Consider the following 15,363-nt stretch of genomic DNA (forward strand, 5'->3'; position numbering starts at 1 on the left):
ACACCGTTGCTCCGGCGGCCGGGGGGATGATCCCCCCGGACCCCTCGACGGGAGATGTTTTTGAGAGTGCGCTTTCACCCCTGGGGCTGCGGCAATACCAGGGCGGCCAGCCGTCGTCGGTCGGCGGCCAGACGGGCCAAGGCGGCCGGTTCGTAGAGGGTCAGCGCCCCGGCCGGGCAGACGGCCAGACAGGCCGGGCCAACCGGATTGGGCGAATCGGACGGGCGGCCCCGGCACAGGTCGCACTTGCCGGCCACCAGCCGGGCCGGGCCAACGGTGGCCGGCAGCATGTTCATGGTCCCCACCGGACACACAGCCAGACAGGCCTTGCAACCGGTGCAGGCCGCTTCGACGATGGTAACGGACCGACCGTCGGAGGTGATGCAGCCGGCCGGGCAGACCCGGGCACAGGGAGCATCCTCGCACTGGCGGCACTGCACCGGCACGACCAACCCGCCCTCGCGCACAATCGTCAGACGCGGAGCAAAGCCCGCGCCCTGTTCCATGGCCCGGCCCGGGTCGCAGCCAGCCGGCAAATGGGCCAGGGAGCAGGCGATTTCGCAGGCCCGGCAACCGATGCAGCAGTCGGGGTCGGCCAGGACAAAGGCGTGCATCAGTCCTGCCCCTCCTCTCCCCTTCCCTGGCCGGCCCCGCCGTAGACGGTGTGGAGCAGCTCGTGGGAGCGGTGCGAGAGCGGTTTTTCCAAAAATGCGGCGTAGAGTTGAACCACCGCCGGGTTTTCGTGGCTCATCCGCACCGGCAATTCCCGGTCGTGGCAGGACAGGGCCTCGCGCCGGGCGGCCACGGCCGCAGCCACATCCACCCCGGGCAAGAGCTTGGGCGTGCCGCCGCCGGCCACGCAGCCGCCCGGACAGCACATCACTTCCATGAACTGGAAATCGGCCCGCCCTTCGGCCACGGCAGCCAGCAGCGGCGCGGCATTGGCCAGTCCATTGACGACCACGGCGGCCAAGGCCCGGCCGCCCAAGGTGAACTCGGCCCGGGACAGGCCCGGCCCGGCCGGTTCAAAGACAATGCCGGACTGGGGCGCGCAAGCCGCCCCGCCATCAACCACGGCCACGGCCGTGCGCAGGGCCGCTTCCATCACCCCGCCCGAACCACCGAAAATGACCCCGGCCCCGGAATAGCGGCCAAGCGGCGCGTCGAACGGCTCGTCAGGAAGGCCCGGCAGGTCGATGCCGGCTTCCTTGAGCCAGACCGCCAGCTCGGCCACGGTCAGGACCACGTCCACATCGGCCAGACCGGCCTCCCGGGAGCGCAGTTCCGGTCGGGCCGCCTCGTACTTCTTGGCCGTACACGGCATGACCGACAGGCTGGCCACCCGGGCGGGGTCGATCCCGTCCAGGGCGGCGGCGTAGCTTTTAAAGAGCGCCCCGGCCATCTGCTGCGGCGATTTGCACGAGGACAGGTGCGGGATAAGCTTAGGCCAGGCCGTTTCCACATGGCGCACCCAGGCCGGGCAGCAGGAGGTGAAAAGGGGGAGGGCCGCTCCGGAGTCCAGGCGCGAGAGCAATTCGGCGCTTTCCTCCATGATGGTGACGTCGGCGGCAAACGTGGTGTCGTAGACTGCGGCAAAGCCCAGGCGGCGCAGGGCGGCGGCCAGCTTGCCCGGGGTCAGCGTCCCGGGCGGCAGGCCGAATTCCTCGGCCAGGGTGACGCGCACGGCCGGGGCGCACTGGACCATGGCCACCTTGGAGGCATCGGCTGCAAGGGCCTGGGCAGCGGCCAGATCGCACCGGCTGTAGGCGGCAAAGACCGGGCCGGCCGTTTCGGGCCGGCCGCGCTCCCGGCAGATGGCCGCGACGTCGTGGGGCGGCTCGTCAAAAGGCGCGGCAAAGGCGGCGCACAGCTGGACGCACTGGCCGCACAGGACGCAGCGGGCCGCGTCGATGGTTTTGGCCTGTCCGTCCGGGCCGGAAACGGCCCCGACCGGACAGACGGCGGCGCACCGGCCGCAGCCCGTGCACAGGGTCGGATCAATGGCGATGATGGGACCCGCGGTCATGACGCCGCCCCCCGGTCGTCCCGGCTTGGCGCACCGGCCAGGGCCAGGGCGGCGGCCCGGAGACGGTCCTGGCGCAGACGGGCCGGCTCGACGCACTCCAAGGCCCCGGTCGGACAGGCGGCCACGCAGGCCGGACCAGCCGGGCGCTCCCGGCACAGATCGCACTTGCTGGCCAGCAGGGCCGGCGTCTCCAGGTAGCCTTCAGGCGCACCCGCATCCACGATGCGGTGCATGACCGGCCGGCCGTTTTCCACCACCTCGGCCAGGGCCATGGCCCCGACCGGACAGGCAGCCAGGCAGGTCTTGCAGCCAATACAGCGCCCGGTCACAACCACCACCCCGGAGGCGTCGCAGTGGATGGCGGCGGTCGGACACACGGCCGCGCACGGGGCGGCCTCGCAGTGGCGGCAGGCCACCGGCAGGCACAACGCCCCCTCCCGCACCAGATACAGGCGCGGCACGACCGGCCCGCCAAGGCTGCCCACCGTGGCCCCGGCCGGCACATGGGCCGCGCCGCAGGCCAGTTCGCAGGCCCGGCAGCCGATGCAGGCCTCGGCCCGGGCCACAATAAATGGTCGAAGCGATTGGTTCATCGCGTTTCCTTCCTGGGTTGCACGGTACTGATGGCCGCAGCGCAGGCCTTAAAGGACGGCGTGCCGGCCACCGGATCAGCCACGGCCGTGGTCAGGGCATTGGCCGGGGACTCGGTGAAATGGAAGGTCATAAAGACCATGCCCGGGGGCACCCGGCGGGTCACCGCCGCCCGCACCGTGACCTGCCCCCGGCGGGTGCGCACGACCATACGCCCGCCGTCGGCCACGCCGTAGCGGGCGGCGTCGTCGGGATGGACCTCGGCCAGCTCCTCGGGGGCGACCCCGGCCAGCCCGAAACAGCGCCGCGTCATCGTCGCGGTGTGGTAGTGGGCAACCACCCGGCCGGTGGTCAGGATCAGGGGATAGTCGGCATCGGGCGGCTCGGCCTGGGGCCGGGCGGCCAGCGGCACAAATTTCCCCAGGCCCCGGGCGCATTGGCCGACATGAAGGATCGGCGTGCCGGGATGGTCCTCGTCCGGGCAGGGCCATTGCAGGCCGCCGTGCTCCAGGCGGGCGTAGGTCATGCCGGCGTAGCTCGGGGTCAACCGGCGCATCTCGTCAAAAACGGCCTCGGCCGTGGGATAACGTTCGGGCCGGCCCAGGCGGGCCAGCAGGTCGGCCAGGATGACCCAGTCCGGCCGGCTCCCGCCAACCGGGTCGATGGCCCGGCGCACCCGCTGCACCCGGCGTTCGGTGCTGGCAAAGGTCCCGTCCTTTTCGGCAAAGCTGGCCCCGGGCAGGACCACATGAGCCAGGGCGGCCGTCTCGGTCAGAAAAATGTCCTGGACCACCAGAAATTCGGCCGCCTTGAGGCAATGCTCCACATGGCCGATGTCCGGGTCGCTGCGCATGGGGTTTTCCCCAAAGACATACAGGCCCCGCACGGTGCCGTGGTGCGCCCCGTCAAGCATCTTCGGGAGGTTCAGTCCAGGCGTCCCCGGCAGGGTGACGCCCCAGGCCGCCTCAAAGGTCTGGCGCACGGCGTCGTCGGCCACGCCGCGATAGCCGGTCAGGACATTGGGCAGCGCGCCCATGTCGCAGGAGCCTTGCACGTTGTTTTGCCCGCGCAGCGGATTGACCCCGGTCTTGGGCCGGCCCAGATTGCCGGTGGCCAGGGCCAGATTGGACACGGCCAGGACATTGTCCGTGCCGGTGACATGCTGGGTGACGCCCATGGTGTAGTAAAAAGCGGCATTGGCCGAGGTTCCAATGATCCGGGCCGCCCGGCGGATAGCGTCTGCCGTCACGCCGGAGACGGCAGACGCCGTGTCCGGGGAAAAAGCGGCCAGACTTTGGCGAAAGGCGGCAAAACCCTCGGTGCGCCCGTCGATAAAGGCCGTATCGGCCAGCCCTTCGTCCACGATGACCCGGGCCAGGGCCGAAAGCAGCGTGACATCCGTGCCCGAGCGCAGACGCAGCCAGACGTCGGCCCGGCGGGCCAGATCGATCTCCCGGGGGTCGACGACCACCAGGGCCGCGCCCCGGCGTTTGGCCTCAAGCATGGCCAGGCCGATGATCGGATGGCACTCGGTGGTGTTGGAGCCGATGACCACCATACAATCGCCCGGCCCCATGGCGGCAATTTCGGCGATGCTGTTGGTCATGGACCCGCTGCCCAGACTGGTGGCCAGACCGGCCACGGTGGGACCGTGTCAGAGCCGGGCGCAATGGTCGATATTGTTGCTGCCAAGGCCGGCCCGGAAGAACTTCTGGAAGAGATAGTTCTCCTCGATGGTGCACCGGGCGCTGCTGAAACCGCCCACGCACTGCGGGCCGTGCCCGGCGGCCAGGGTCCTAAACGTGCCGGCGACCAACTCCAAAGCGTCGTCCCAGGAGGCCGGCACAAGCCGGCCCCGGGAGCGGATGAGCGGGGTTTTGAGGCGGTCGGCGTGGGTGACGAAATCAAAGCCGTACCGGCCCTTGGAACACAGGGCCGGTCCATTGACCGACGGCGACGGCCCGGGATCAGCGGCAACAATGCGTCCGTCGGCCACGGCCAGGGTCAGGGAACAGCCGACCCCGCAGTAGGGGCAGGTGGTGTTGATGCCTTGCATGGGCAGGCTGCTTAGCACAGGCCATGCCGGAACGCAGCCGTTACGGCATGGCCCGGTCCAGGCGGTTGGCCGGGTCTTCGGCCCGACCAGGGCAGGCCAGGGGCCGGCGCGAAATGGCATGGATGGCGCGCATTTGCCCGGTCCGCCGGGCCTCGCCGCTCGCCCCGGCTGCGGTCGGTTGCCATACGGATTCGAGGCCCAGAGCCAGGACGACAGCCAGGCACAACACCTCGGCCACCAGCCAGGGCGCAAGATCCAGACGGACCAGGGCGTGGTGAGCGGCCAGTAGCCGGATGGCCCGGTAGAGGTCGGCTGTGCCGGTCTCCTGGGCCACCAACACGTTGTAGACGCCGTCCATGAAGGCGAGGTTGAAAAGCCCGGCCAAAAGCAGCAACGCCCCGGCCGCCGCCCGCCGACCGCACAGGGCCGGTCCCAGGAGCAGCAGGCCAAAGGTCACGGGCAGGGCCAACATGCCGTACCACCCGCCGGTGGTGGGAAAACCCCAGCGGGCCGCCGACTGCACGGCATGGTAGCCAAGGGCCGCGGCCGTTGCCGCCCACAAAAGGAGCAGCGGCCCGGACGCGGCAGCCAGCCCGGCCGCTTCCCGCCGGCCGGTTGGCCGGAGCAGGGCCGCGCCAAGGGCCAGCAGACAGCCGGTCACCGCCGCCTTGAACCCGAGGTTTTGCCAGTCCGGGGAATGCAGATTGGACCAGCCGGCCAGATGGGGCGTGGCATTATAGAGGATGGGGTTGCGGAAAAACCCGTAGCCAAGCCGGCCGGCCGCAGCCAGGTATTTGCCTGGGCCAAAGCCCTGCCGGGCATTGAAGACCGCTTCCTGCATGCCGGTCAGCTGGCCATACCGGGCCAGCGAGGCGGCGTGGTACCAGCCGGCCACGAGCAGATACCCGACAGCCAGGGCCAGGACGGCGGTCAGAGCGGCCCGACGGCGGCCGGGCAGCCGGCCCGGCCACAGCACCGCCAGACCCAGGGCCGGGACCAGGGCCAGGGTGGTGGCCTTGGCCAGCACAGCCAGCCCCACAAGGCCGCCAAGCAGGCCGTAGCGCCACAGTCCCCGCAGGCCGGTCAGGCCGCGCGGGGCAATGTCCAGCACGTACAGGGCCAGGGCGGCGCTGCCCAGACAGATGGCCAGGGCGTCGTTGGAAAAGCGCACAAAATTGAAAAATACGTAGGAAAAGCTGACCAGCAACAGCACAATGCCGTCCGGGAGCCAGCCGAGCCGGCCGTTTTTCGGGACAATGCGGCGCAGGATGGCGTGCCACAGGAAAAGCGTGACCAGGAGCAGCGCCCCGTTGGCCAGACGCACCCCGTCGGCCCAGGCCAGCAGACTTTGCGGATCAAACCCGCCGAGAAACGGCGCGGCCAGATGATAAAAGAGCGGCCCGTGCTGGGCCTCGTAGCAGAACATGTCAAAGCGTTTGGCCGGTTCGGCCGAGGCGGCCGGGTCCGGGCCGGGATAGGGCACGGCCGCGATGCCGCGCAGCATGGACAGCGAGGTGGCGGGATGGGGATGGGCCGTTATAAACGGGACCAGTTCCCGGGGCATGGGCGTGCGGGCCGTCGGCATGTGGCCGGTCTTGGCCACGAAGGCGGCCACGGCCAGATGCGGCAGTTCGTCCCAGCCGTTAAAAGGCAATTGGGCCTGGGTCAGGCAGACGACGCGGATGGCGGCCAGAAGCAGCGCCATCGGCAGCAACAGACGACCGGACCGGGTAAAGCGGGTCAGCCGGGAAAGGAATGCGGTCTCAACCATGCGTGCGCCCCGACCGGCAGGCGGCGTGGCCCGGCTGGCAGCCGGGCGTCAGGCCCGTCCTCAATCCGATCTGTTTCGGCCGCGCCCGGGCAGGGCAACCGAACATGCGGGGGAAGGCGTCCGGTCAGGATGCCCGGTTACGCCAACGGCCGGGAAATATCACGCAAGAAATTCGAGCCAAACAGAGACCGCAACAATGCACATCCGGGACAAGCAGACACGCGGCAAGACCGTTCCCACAACGCCTCCATACACGTTTCAGGCAGGTTACGGGTGTTGCAACGCCGCGGTCCGATTTGAAACAGAAATGACACACAGCCTTCACCGCTTTGCTGCCCGTCCCACGTAGCAGTGGCGGCAATTCCAGTCCGCCCTGGATAACCGGCTTCCTGCGAGATCCACCATGACACTGAAGTACAAACTTATCGCCTTCTGCCTGGCCATCAGCATCCTGCCCCTGGTCGTGACCGCCGTTGTCAGCCTGCGCCAAGCCGGCGGCATCCTCGGAGAACAGGCCTTTTCCGGTCTGGCTGCGGCCCGGGACAGCCGCAAGGAAGCGTTGGAAGCCGCTGCCGCCACCTGGCTGCGCGAAGCCGCCATCCTGGCCAAGGTCAAGGAAGTCTACAACGGCGTCGGCATGTTGCGCGACTTTTTCATGCTCGGCAAGCCCGGACAGCGGGTGGAAACGGCCAACGACGAATACAAAGACCTCAACGACTACGTGGCCCCGCCCTTTGCCCCGTTCACCGAGGTGCTCGGGTTCGAGGACGCCCTTATCGTGGCCGACGACGGCCGGGTCTATTTCGGGGCCAAGGGCGGCAAGGAAGTGGGCGAAGACCTCAAGGCCGGGCCGCTTCAAAATTCCAGTCTGGCCGTCGCCTGGAAAGGGGCCATGGCCGGCAAGATCGTTTTTGCCGATTTCGCGCCCTACGCGCCCCTTGGCGGCGAACCGGCCGCCTTTGTGGCCGCGCCGATAAAAAATCATACCGGCACCATGATCGAGGCCGCCGCCATCCTGCGCGTGCCCAAGGCCGAACTGGACCGCATCATGGGCCAGGGCGAAGGCACGGGCATGACCCGGGAATTTTTGCTGCTTGGGGCCGACGGCGGCATCCGGATCAAATCCGCAGCCCACCTGGACAACGTCGCCGGCAACGACGCCGCCGTGGCCAAGGGGCTGGCCGGCGAAACCGGCAAGGAGACAAGCGCCTCCCCGGACGGCAACGAAATGCTGACGGCCTTTGCCCCGGTCGCTTTCGGCGACGTCGGCTACGCCCTGCTGGCCCGCACCCCGGCCGACGAGGCCTTTGCCGCCGCCCGGGGCCTGCGCCATGTCTCCCTGGCCGTGGCCGGCATCACCGCCGCCCTGGTGCTCCTGGCCGTCACCCTGTTTTTGCGCAAGGAAATCCTCAAACCCCTGGCCGGCATCCTTGAGTATCTCACGGCCGTGACCCGGGGCGATTTTGCCGCCCTGCCGCCGACGCGCCTTCGGGGCGAAATGGAAGCCCTGCGCCTGGGCCTGACCCGGATGGTGGGTGAAATCAAAAACAAACTCGGCTTTTCCTCAAGCATCTTAAAGGCCATCACCCTGCCCTGTCTGGTGACCGACACCCAGGGGCTGGTCACCTTCGTCAACCCGCCGCTGCTGGCCCTGCTCGGCCTTGGCGACGACTACAAGGCCCTGCTCGGCCGGCCGGCCGGCGAGGTTTTCGGGCAAAATACCGGAATTTCCGACCAGCTGGCCGGTTGCCTGAGCGACCGGGCCTGCCGCCTGGGCGTGGAATCGCTCCTCGACGACCGCCAGGGTCAGACCCGGCATGTCCGTCTGGACACCGCCCCGCTCTATGACCTCGACGAAGGCCTTATTGGCGCCTTTGCCCTGGTGGTCGACCTGACCGACATCCGGTCCACCGAGGCCCTGGTGGTCAGCCGCAACGAGACGCTGCGCCGGGTGGCCGGCCATGCCGAGGAAATCGCCCGCCATGTGGCCGACAGCGCCGAAGCCCTGTCCAGCCGGGTGGTCACCGTGTCCGACGGGGCCATGGCCCAGACCGCCCAGCTCCAGGAAACCGTCGGGGCCATCGAAGGCCTCAACCAGGCCCTGGACGCCGTGGCCGCCGGGGCCGACGGGGCCGCCTCCGGGGCCGAAGCGGCCATGGCCCAGGCCAAGGCCGGACGCGAGGCCGTGGAACAGACCGCCCGGGCCATTTCCCAGGTCAGCGAGCTGTCCGGGTCGCTGCGCACCAGCATGGATGCCCTGGGCAGCCGGGCCGCCTCCATCGGCGGCATCATCTCGGTCATTTCCGACATTGCCGACCAGACCAACCTGCTGGCGCTCAATGCCGCCATCGAGGCCGCCCGGGCCGGCGAGGCCGGACGCGGCTTCGCGGTCGTGGCCGACGAAGTGCGAAAGCTCGCCGAAAAAACCATGAACGCCACCCGGGAAGTCTCGTCCTCGGTCCATGCCGTGCTGGCCGCCGTGGACGACAGCGCCTCCAAGGCCGTCAAGGCCACCGAAGCCGTGGCCCAGGCCGACGGGCTGGTGTCCCGCTCGGGCACGACCCTGGCGGAAATCGTCTCCAGCTGCGAAGGCGCGGCCCTGGCCGTGCGCGAAATCGCCGCCTCGGCCAAGGCTCAGGCCACGGCCCACGACGAGATCAACCGGGCCGTCTACTCCATCGGCGAAGTGGCCGAGGAAACCGCCCGGGACATGGACGAAGCCGCCGGGGCCGTGTCCGATCTGGCCGGGCAGGCCGGCGAACTCATGCGGCTTATCGAAGAGATGCGGGGCTAGGCCCGCTCATCGCCCCGACAGTCTCCCGGTCCTTCTTGATTTCCGTTGGCGATACGGCTACCTCAAGCCCCGAACGGCTGCATGCAGCGGCCGCATCCTCAGTTCGCCGCTCGGGAGTATCATGCGCTTCGCCAAAGCCCTGCTCATAAGCCACATCACGGATCTGGCCGGCCCTTCGGAAGCCCTGGAAAACTATCTCAGATCCAGATCCGACAGTCTGGGGGTCATCTACCATCCGTTCCATTATTGTTCGGATCGCCGCTCCATTGCCAAAAAATACGCCGCCGGCCGGCTGGTCTCGGAGTCGCGCGGCGGCGGCTGGGCCTTGCCCAATCTGCTCACCTACGTCAAAGACGCGCTTTTTTCCGTTTTTTTCTTTGCCGGCTTCCTGTCGCGTTTTGACGCCTGCGTGGCCTGCGATCCGCTAAACGGCATCGTGGCCGTGCTGCTTAAAAAATGCGGGCTTATAAAGCGCGTCATCTTCTACACCATCGACTGGATGCCGGGCCGATTCGCCAATCCGGCGCTAAACCGCCTCTACCACGCCCTGGACCGGTTTTGCCTGCGCAACTGCGACGCGGCCTGGAACATCTCCCCGCGCATCGTGGAGATCCGCCGCGAGCAGGGCCTGCCCGATGAGCGCAACGTGCTCGTGCCGGTTGGCGTCGATCTGGAAAAAATCGACCTGCCCGACAAATCCGCCACAACCCCGACCGACGTGGTCCTTCTCGGGGCGCTCTCGCCCTCCAAGGGCGTCGATCTGGTCATCGAAGCCTGGCCGGCCCTGCTGGCCCGCTTCCCGCATCTGAGGCTCCACGTCATCGGCAAGACGCCCAACAACGCCATCGAGGACGGCGTGGTCTACGCCCCCTTCGAGGCCCGCTTACGCGCCCTGGGGCCAAGCGTGATCCTCCACGGCGTCATGAACCACGACGCCGTGCTTGATACCCTCCCCGCCTTTGACATCAGTCTGGCCCTGTACCGCCCGACCGACAACAACCTGTCGCGCTGGGCCGACCCCAGCCGGGTCAAGGATTATCTGGCCTGCGGCCTGCCCGTGGTCATTACCGACGTGCCGGAAATTGCCAAGGATGTGGCCGCCCTTCACGCCGGCGTCGTGGCCGGGTATACCGTGGACGACGTCGCCGCCGCCATCGCCGCCATGGTGGAGGACCCGGACCGTTGGCGGGCCATGCGCCAGGCGGCCGTGGACTCCATGCAGCGCTACCGCTGGTCGGCCATTTTCGACGCCTCTTTCGAGGCGGCCCTGGCTGCGCCGCTTCGCTGACGCGCCGGACGCACTGCCGCCGTCGCCCCGGACAAGCGGCGACATCCAACGGGCGAGTTCCCCGGCAACGGGAAAAGGACACCATGCGACGAAACACGGCTCTCGCGCTCGCTGCCATGGCCGTGCTGGCGGCGCTGACCTTGCTGGCCTTTGCCGGGGTGCTGGCCCGGCCGGGCATCGTCGGCCATACCTGGGATTGGGGCATCCCCAATTTCGCCGAGCAGTTCCGCGACATGGCCCGGCATCACTTTTCCACCTGGGACGCCTATTTCGAAACCGGCCGCTACCACTATTTCAAGCTCGAACTGCTCTACTGGCTGGCCCTTTGGCCGGTGTCGGTCCTTGGCGGCGAAACCGTCTCCAAATGGCTGCCGCTGCTGCTCGTTTTCGCCTCGGGCGCAACCATGTGGCCCCTGGCCCGGCGTCTGGAACTGCCCCCGGTCTTTGCCCTGCTGGCCGCGATTTTCTACGCCTTTTCGCCCTATGCCTTAAGCCGGGTGGTGGCCGGGCACATGCCGATGCTGGCCGGCTACGCCCTGCTGCCGCTGGTCATCCTGGCCGGACTGGCCCTGGCCGGACGCATTGAGGCCGACCGGCCCGGCGGCGTCTATTTCACCGTGCTGACCGGTTTTCTCCTGGGTCTCACCTCGCTCCATCCCGGTGTGGGCATGAGCGCGGCCGCCATGCTGGGCATCAGCTTCGGCTGGCGGCTGTTGTCCAGCCGGCGCAAAAAGAAGCTGGCCATCGCCTTTGTCAGCCTGGGCTGCGTGGCCGTGGCCATGAACATCCATTTCATGGCCCCGTTTTTCGGCGACTATTTCGGCAAGGGAGCCATCCGCCACGGCTGGGGCCTGTCGGTGTCGGCCGACGGCGACGTGACGGTGGATTCCGAGCTGCCCCGGCGCGAGGCCTACCACGAGTCCACCAGCCAGCCGTCCGACGCCTCGTTGTTTGTGCGCCTGCGCCCAGGCATGGACACCGAGTACGTCTATCCCGTGCCGCCCGGCCTGGACCTGCCCTGGAATCTGGCCGCTTTGGCCTTGTGCCTCGGCGTCTTTGCCTATCCCTTCCGCGCCCGCAAAACTCCCGAGCTGACCGCGCTTTTTGTCACCGCCCTGGCCGGGGTGCTGCTGGTGGCCGGTTCGCGCACCCTGCCCGGACTGGCCTTTTACCAGCTCGTGCTCAAAAAAACCCTGCCCATCCTGTTTGCCGCCTTTTCCAACACCACCCGCTGGCTGCCGCTGGTGGTCTTGCCCTATGCCCTGCTCTTTGCCCGCACGGCCGCCGACTGCGCCGCCGCCCTGGCCCGGCCCCGGCTGGGCATGGCCGCAGCCGGCCTGATCGTCCTGGTATTCGTGTCCCCGTTCCTGGCCGGGGGGCTTTCCCGCCCCTTCGACCCGGACCACGAGGCCCAGCCGCTCACCCTGCACCAGACGACGATCAACCCGGACGTGGCTGCGGTCTACGGCTTTCTGCGCGACCGCCGCGACGACTTCCGGGTGGCCTATCTGCCGCCCATCGGCATCACCTGGCCCGGCAGCACGGACTTCACCTTCGAGTGGACCTCGGCCTATTCGCCCAAGCCCTTTTTCATGGCCTTTAAGACCCATCCCCTGGCCGAACCGATCTTTTCGGGTCTTTACGCCGAGCACCCCAGCACCAGCATCGCCCGGCTCATGGCCCTCGGCTCCTGCCGGTTCCTGGTCTACCCCCACTACGAACACGCCTACACCTACGACGATTTCCAGCCGGCCTACACCGCCCCGGCCGTGGTGGACGGCTACAAGGATTACAAGCCCGTTTTCGACGCCAACCTGGCCCGCCAGGAGGGCCTTGCCGCCATGCCCCTGTTCGCCTCGGTCGATCTCTACAAAAACAATGAGTTCCTGCCGCTGGTGCGGCCGGGCGACCGGGTGGCGGCGGTGGAGACCGTGGGCGGGCCGGCGGCCGGCAATCCGGTGGTGGCCGCCCTGGCCGAAGAAGTGCAATTGCCGGACTACGATCCGGGCACGGTCTATGTCCGGGCCGGGCGCGATCCGGTCTTTCTTGAATTCGTGGCCGCCATGCAGGGCGATGGCCCGACCATCACCCGGCTCATTGCCGAACGGGGCAGCGAACGCAAGCTGGCGGTGGTGCGGCCCAAGACCAGGATCGACGCCCCGGTGGTGGAATATCGCCGCCTTGGCCCGACCGCCCTGCGGGTGCGGGTCCATGGAGCCAGGGCCGGCTTTCCGCTTCTTTTCCAGGAAACCTACCACACCGGCTGGAAAGCCCTGTTCGTCCCCCGCACCTCCGGCGAACTGACCGGCCAGGGCCAGAACATGGCCGCCCTGACGGCCGCCTCCCAGCTTTTTCCCGCCCAGGGCCTGGATCAGGCCGGTCCGGCCGAGCTGGCCGGCTACGTGGCCAAAGGCTTGGTCACCAGCCTTGGCGCCGGGGAGGATCAGTCGCGCACCGGATTGCTCTACGGCGCCGGCGGCCGCAAGACCGGTGAAACCGTGTCCCGCTTTGCCGTGGACTATGTCTCGCGGCTTCTGGCCGGCTCCATCCAAAACGACAATCTGCCGGATATGCGGTTGACCGAAGCCTTTTTCCCGGCCGCCTTCTCCGCTGCCTCGGAACTGGCCGCCACCCGGCCCCAGGACCCGGCCGGCTGGAGCGCGCCCCCCGGCGGCGGCCTCATCGCCCTGCCCGAGGCCCTGCACATCGAGGCCTACGGCTTTGCCAACGCCTGGTGGCTGCCGCCGGGCCTGCTCCACCTGCTGCCCAAGGCCGCCGACGACCGGCCCGGCTACTTCGCACTGCGCCCGGACGGCTCCATGGACTTCGAAATGCTCCTTTCCTTTGCCCCCCAAACCTCGTACTTGATTGGGCTTATGAGCAGTGCCGCGGCCTACGCCGCCTGTCTGGCCGTCATCCTCGCCGGCCCTTTTTTCACCCGCCGCCGGGAGGGGTCCCATGCTTAAAGATCACGCCCCGGCCCTTTTGCCCGAACCGGCCTCCCGGGGAGTCGGCGGCGCGGTTTTCGCCGGTCTTTTCGGCTTTCTGGCCGTCATGTCCTGCCTTAAATACCTGGCGCTCCACTCCACGGTCTTCGACCTTGGCGTCTTTCTCTCCAATCTCTATTCCCTGCACGCCGCCGGGCAGTGGTGGCGGGCCTTTCTCGGCCATGCCCAACCGCTGTTGCCGGTCTATGCCCAGGTCTACCGGCTGGTGCCCGATCAGGCCGCGCCCCTGGTGCTTTTAACCACCCAGGCCCTGGTCCTGGCCCTGCCGGCGCTTCTGGCCGGACGCCGCTACGGCATGTTGGCCGCCCTGGCCTATGCCCTGTATTTCCCGGTCTGGACCAACGCCCTGTTCGATTTCCACCTCGACCATCTGCTCGTCCCGATCCTGTTCGGCTTCCTGGCCGCCGCCACCTCGGGACGCATTGTCCTGGCCGTGGCCCTCGGACTGGCCCCGGCCCTGGTCAAGGAACCCTATGCCCTGACCACGGTCTTTTGCGGCCTGTACCTGTGGCTGTGCCAGGGCCGGTCCCGGGCCGGCCTGGGCCTGATCGTCTTCGGCGGCCTCTATTTCTACGTGACAACCGCCCTGGTCATTCCCTTTTGCACGGTCGACAACGGCCTGGGAGCCCAAAGCGGGGCCTATGCCTGGCTCGGCGGCAGCCCCGGGGCAGCCCTGACCACCATCCTCACCCAGCCCGGAAAAGTCCTGGCCGAGGTTTTCGGTGTTCCCGGCAAATGGAAATACCTGCTGTTCCTGTTCGGCTCCCTGCTCTTCTTCCCGCTGGTGCGGCCAAAGCTCCTGCTGCCGGCCATCCCCAGCCTGGGCCTGGCCCTGCTCTCCACCAATCCGAGCTATTACGGCTGGGCCAACCACTACACTGCCGGCGCGGCCGGCGTGCTCTTTTTCGCCTTTTGCCAGGTGCTCGGCCCGGTGCGCATCCTGGCCCGGCAATCCGGGGCCGGCTCCAGCCGGGTGGTCTTTGCCCTGTTCGGCTGGCTGGTCATGGCCCATGTGCTGCTGGCCCCGTCGCCGGTGTCGCGGCTGTTCTGGACCACCGACAACTTCGCCTTTTCCAGTGCCGCCTATGAGCCAAGCGCCCGGGATGCCGCCATCCTGGCCGAAATTCTGCACTCGATCCCCCAGGACCGGTCCGTGCCGGTGGTGGCGCAAAACACGCTCAACTGGGGCGCCCTGGCCGAGCGGCTGGATTACAACAGTTTTCCCCTGGGCGTTTTTACGCCCCACCCGGTGCGCGACCTTTCCGGAGCCACCTGGGCCGATTTCTGGACCTTCGTGCGCACCGGGCAGACCCCGAACCTGCCGGTGCGCACCTGGGAGGCCCAGTATGTGCTGCTTGACCTCACCCGCCCCTGGTTTGTCCTCGACCGGGGCTGCGAGTTCATCCAGGGCGCCTGCCGCGACGAGGATGTGGCCCGGGAATTCAACACCATGGTCATCACCGCCCGCCAGCAGCTGGAAACGGTCTACGACCAGGGCGGCTTCCTCATCCTGCGCCGGCCGGGAGCAGTCCCGCCCAAGGCCCCGGCCCGGCAGCCCGACGACGCCGGCCAGCCCCAGGCCCCCCTTGGCACAACGCCAACGCCAGACGGCCAGACGCCTGCCCCGGGCGTGCCCGGACTTCCGGCCACGCCCGGCACGCCCGGACCGTCTGTCCCCCCGGCCGCAGTTGCTCCGGTCGCCCCGGGAGCCAATCCCGACGCCGACCTCGGCACGGCCATTGAAGTCGAGGTGCTGGACCGTTTCCCCAGCCAAAAATCCAAAAAAACCAAGCCCGCCCCCCGGGAGGGCGACCAGACGTCGCCGCCGG

General features: G+C 68.3%; 9 protein-coding genes. 4 read left to right on the plus strand and 5 right to left on the minus strand.

Annotated elements, in window-relative coordinates; translation table 11 throughout:
- Positions 1-74: 74 nt before the first annotated feature.
- From NY78_RS15465 to NY78_RS15490, 5 genes are read right to left on the minus strand one after another with little or no spacing between them, the layout of a single operon-like run.
- Complete coding sequence (locus tag NY78_RS15465) at positions 75-614, minus strand: 4Fe-4S dicluster domain-containing protein (protein ID WP_043637790.1); 540 nt, start codon at positions 612-614, stop codon at positions 75-77.
- Positions 614-2,026: a [Fe-Fe] hydrogenase large subunit C-terminal domain-containing protein gene (locus NY78_RS15470; protein WP_043637792.1), complete on the minus strand. Its 1,413-nt coding sequence runs from the start codon at positions 2,024-2,026 to the stop codon at positions 614-616. The genes NY78_RS15465 and NY78_RS15470 overlap by 1 nt, the downstream gene beginning before the upstream one ends.
- Positions 2,023-2,619 (minus strand): 4Fe-4S dicluster domain-containing protein, encoded by a 597-nt coding sequence (locus tag NY78_RS15475; RefSeq protein WP_043637794.1) that lies wholly within the window; start codon positions 2,617-2,619, stop codon positions 2,023-2,025. Before NY78_RS15475 ends, NY78_RS15470 begins: the two co-directional genes overlap by 4 nt.
- Positions 2,616-4,673, minus strand: coding sequence for a formate dehydrogenase subunit alpha (gene fdhF, locus NY78_RS15480; RefSeq protein ID WP_082140062.1), 2,058 nt, complete (start codon positions 4,671-4,673; stop codon positions 2,616-2,618). Before fdhF ends, NY78_RS15475 begins: the two co-directional genes overlap by 4 nt.
- A gap of 40 nt (positions 4,674-4,713) precedes the next feature.
- Positions 4,714-6,444 (minus strand): hypothetical protein, encoded by a 1,731-nt coding sequence (locus NY78_RS15490; RefSeq protein ID WP_047960225.1) that lies wholly within the window; start codon positions 6,442-6,444, stop codon positions 4,714-4,716.
- Positions 6,445-6,847: 403 nt separating this feature from the next.
- On the opposite strand from NY78_RS15490, the gene NY78_RS15495 reads away from it, so the two are divergent.
- The 4 genes from NY78_RS15495 to NY78_RS15510 all read left to right on the plus strand — a co-directional run.
- On the plus strand, positions 6,848-9,238 hold the full coding sequence (locus tag NY78_RS15495) for a methyl-accepting chemotaxis protein (RefSeq protein WP_043637801.1): 2,391 nt from the start codon (positions 6,848-6,850) through the stop codon (positions 9,236-9,238).
- 121 nt (positions 9,239-9,359) lie between these two features.
- The gene (locus NY78_RS15500) at positions 9,360-10,526 is read left to right on the plus strand and encodes a glycosyltransferase (protein ID WP_043637803.1); all 1,167 of its coding nucleotides are present in this window, start codon (positions 9,360-9,362) and stop codon (positions 10,524-10,526) included.
- An 83-nt stretch (positions 10,527-10,609) separates the two neighbouring features.
- Positions 10,610-13,492 carry a hypothetical protein gene (locus tag NY78_RS15505; RefSeq protein WP_043637805.1) on the plus strand — a complete coding sequence of 961 codons (2,883 nt, stop codon included), beginning with the start codon at positions 10,610-10,612 and terminating at the stop codon, positions 13,490-13,492.
- The coding region (locus NY78_RS15510) for a DUF2079 domain-containing protein (protein ID WP_043637809.1) at positions 13,485-15,363 on the plus strand (1,879 nt) is incomplete at its 3' end. The genes NY78_RS15505 and NY78_RS15510, both read left to right, overlap by 8 nt.

The organism is Desulfovibrio sp. TomC, assembly GCF_000801335.2.
In the GTDB taxonomy this organism is placed as follows: domain Bacteria; phylum Desulfobacterota; class Desulfovibrionia; order Desulfovibrionales; family Desulfovibrionaceae; genus Solidesulfovibrio.

Coding starts and splice junctions, on each gene's coding strand:
- NY78_RS15465 (WP_043637790.1), bottom strand. CDS start 614: ATGCACGCCTTTGTCCTGGCCGACCCCGACTGCTGCATCGGTTGCCGG.
- NY78_RS15505 (WP_043637805.1), top strand. CDS start 10,610: ATGCGACGAAACACGGCTCTCGCGCTCGCTGCCATGGCCGTGCTGGCG.
- NY78_RS15500 (WP_043637803.1), top strand. CDS start 9,360: ATGCGCTTCGCCAAAGCCCTGCTCATAAGCCACATCACGGATCTGGCC.
- NY78_RS15475 (WP_043637794.1), bottom strand. CDS start 2,619: ATGAACCAATCGCTTCGACCATTTATTGTGGCCCGGGCCGAGGCCTGC.
- NY78_RS15490 (WP_047960225.1), bottom strand. CDS start 6,444: ATGGTTGAGACCGCATTCCTTTCCCGGCTGACCCGCTTTACCCGGTCC.
- NY78_RS15470 (WP_043637792.1), bottom strand. CDS start 2,026: ATGACCGCGGGTCCCATCATCGCCATTGATCCGACCCTGTGCACGGGC.
- NY78_RS15495 (WP_043637801.1), top strand. CDS start 6,848: ATGACACTGAAGTACAAACTTATCGCCTTCTGCCTGGCCATCAGCATC.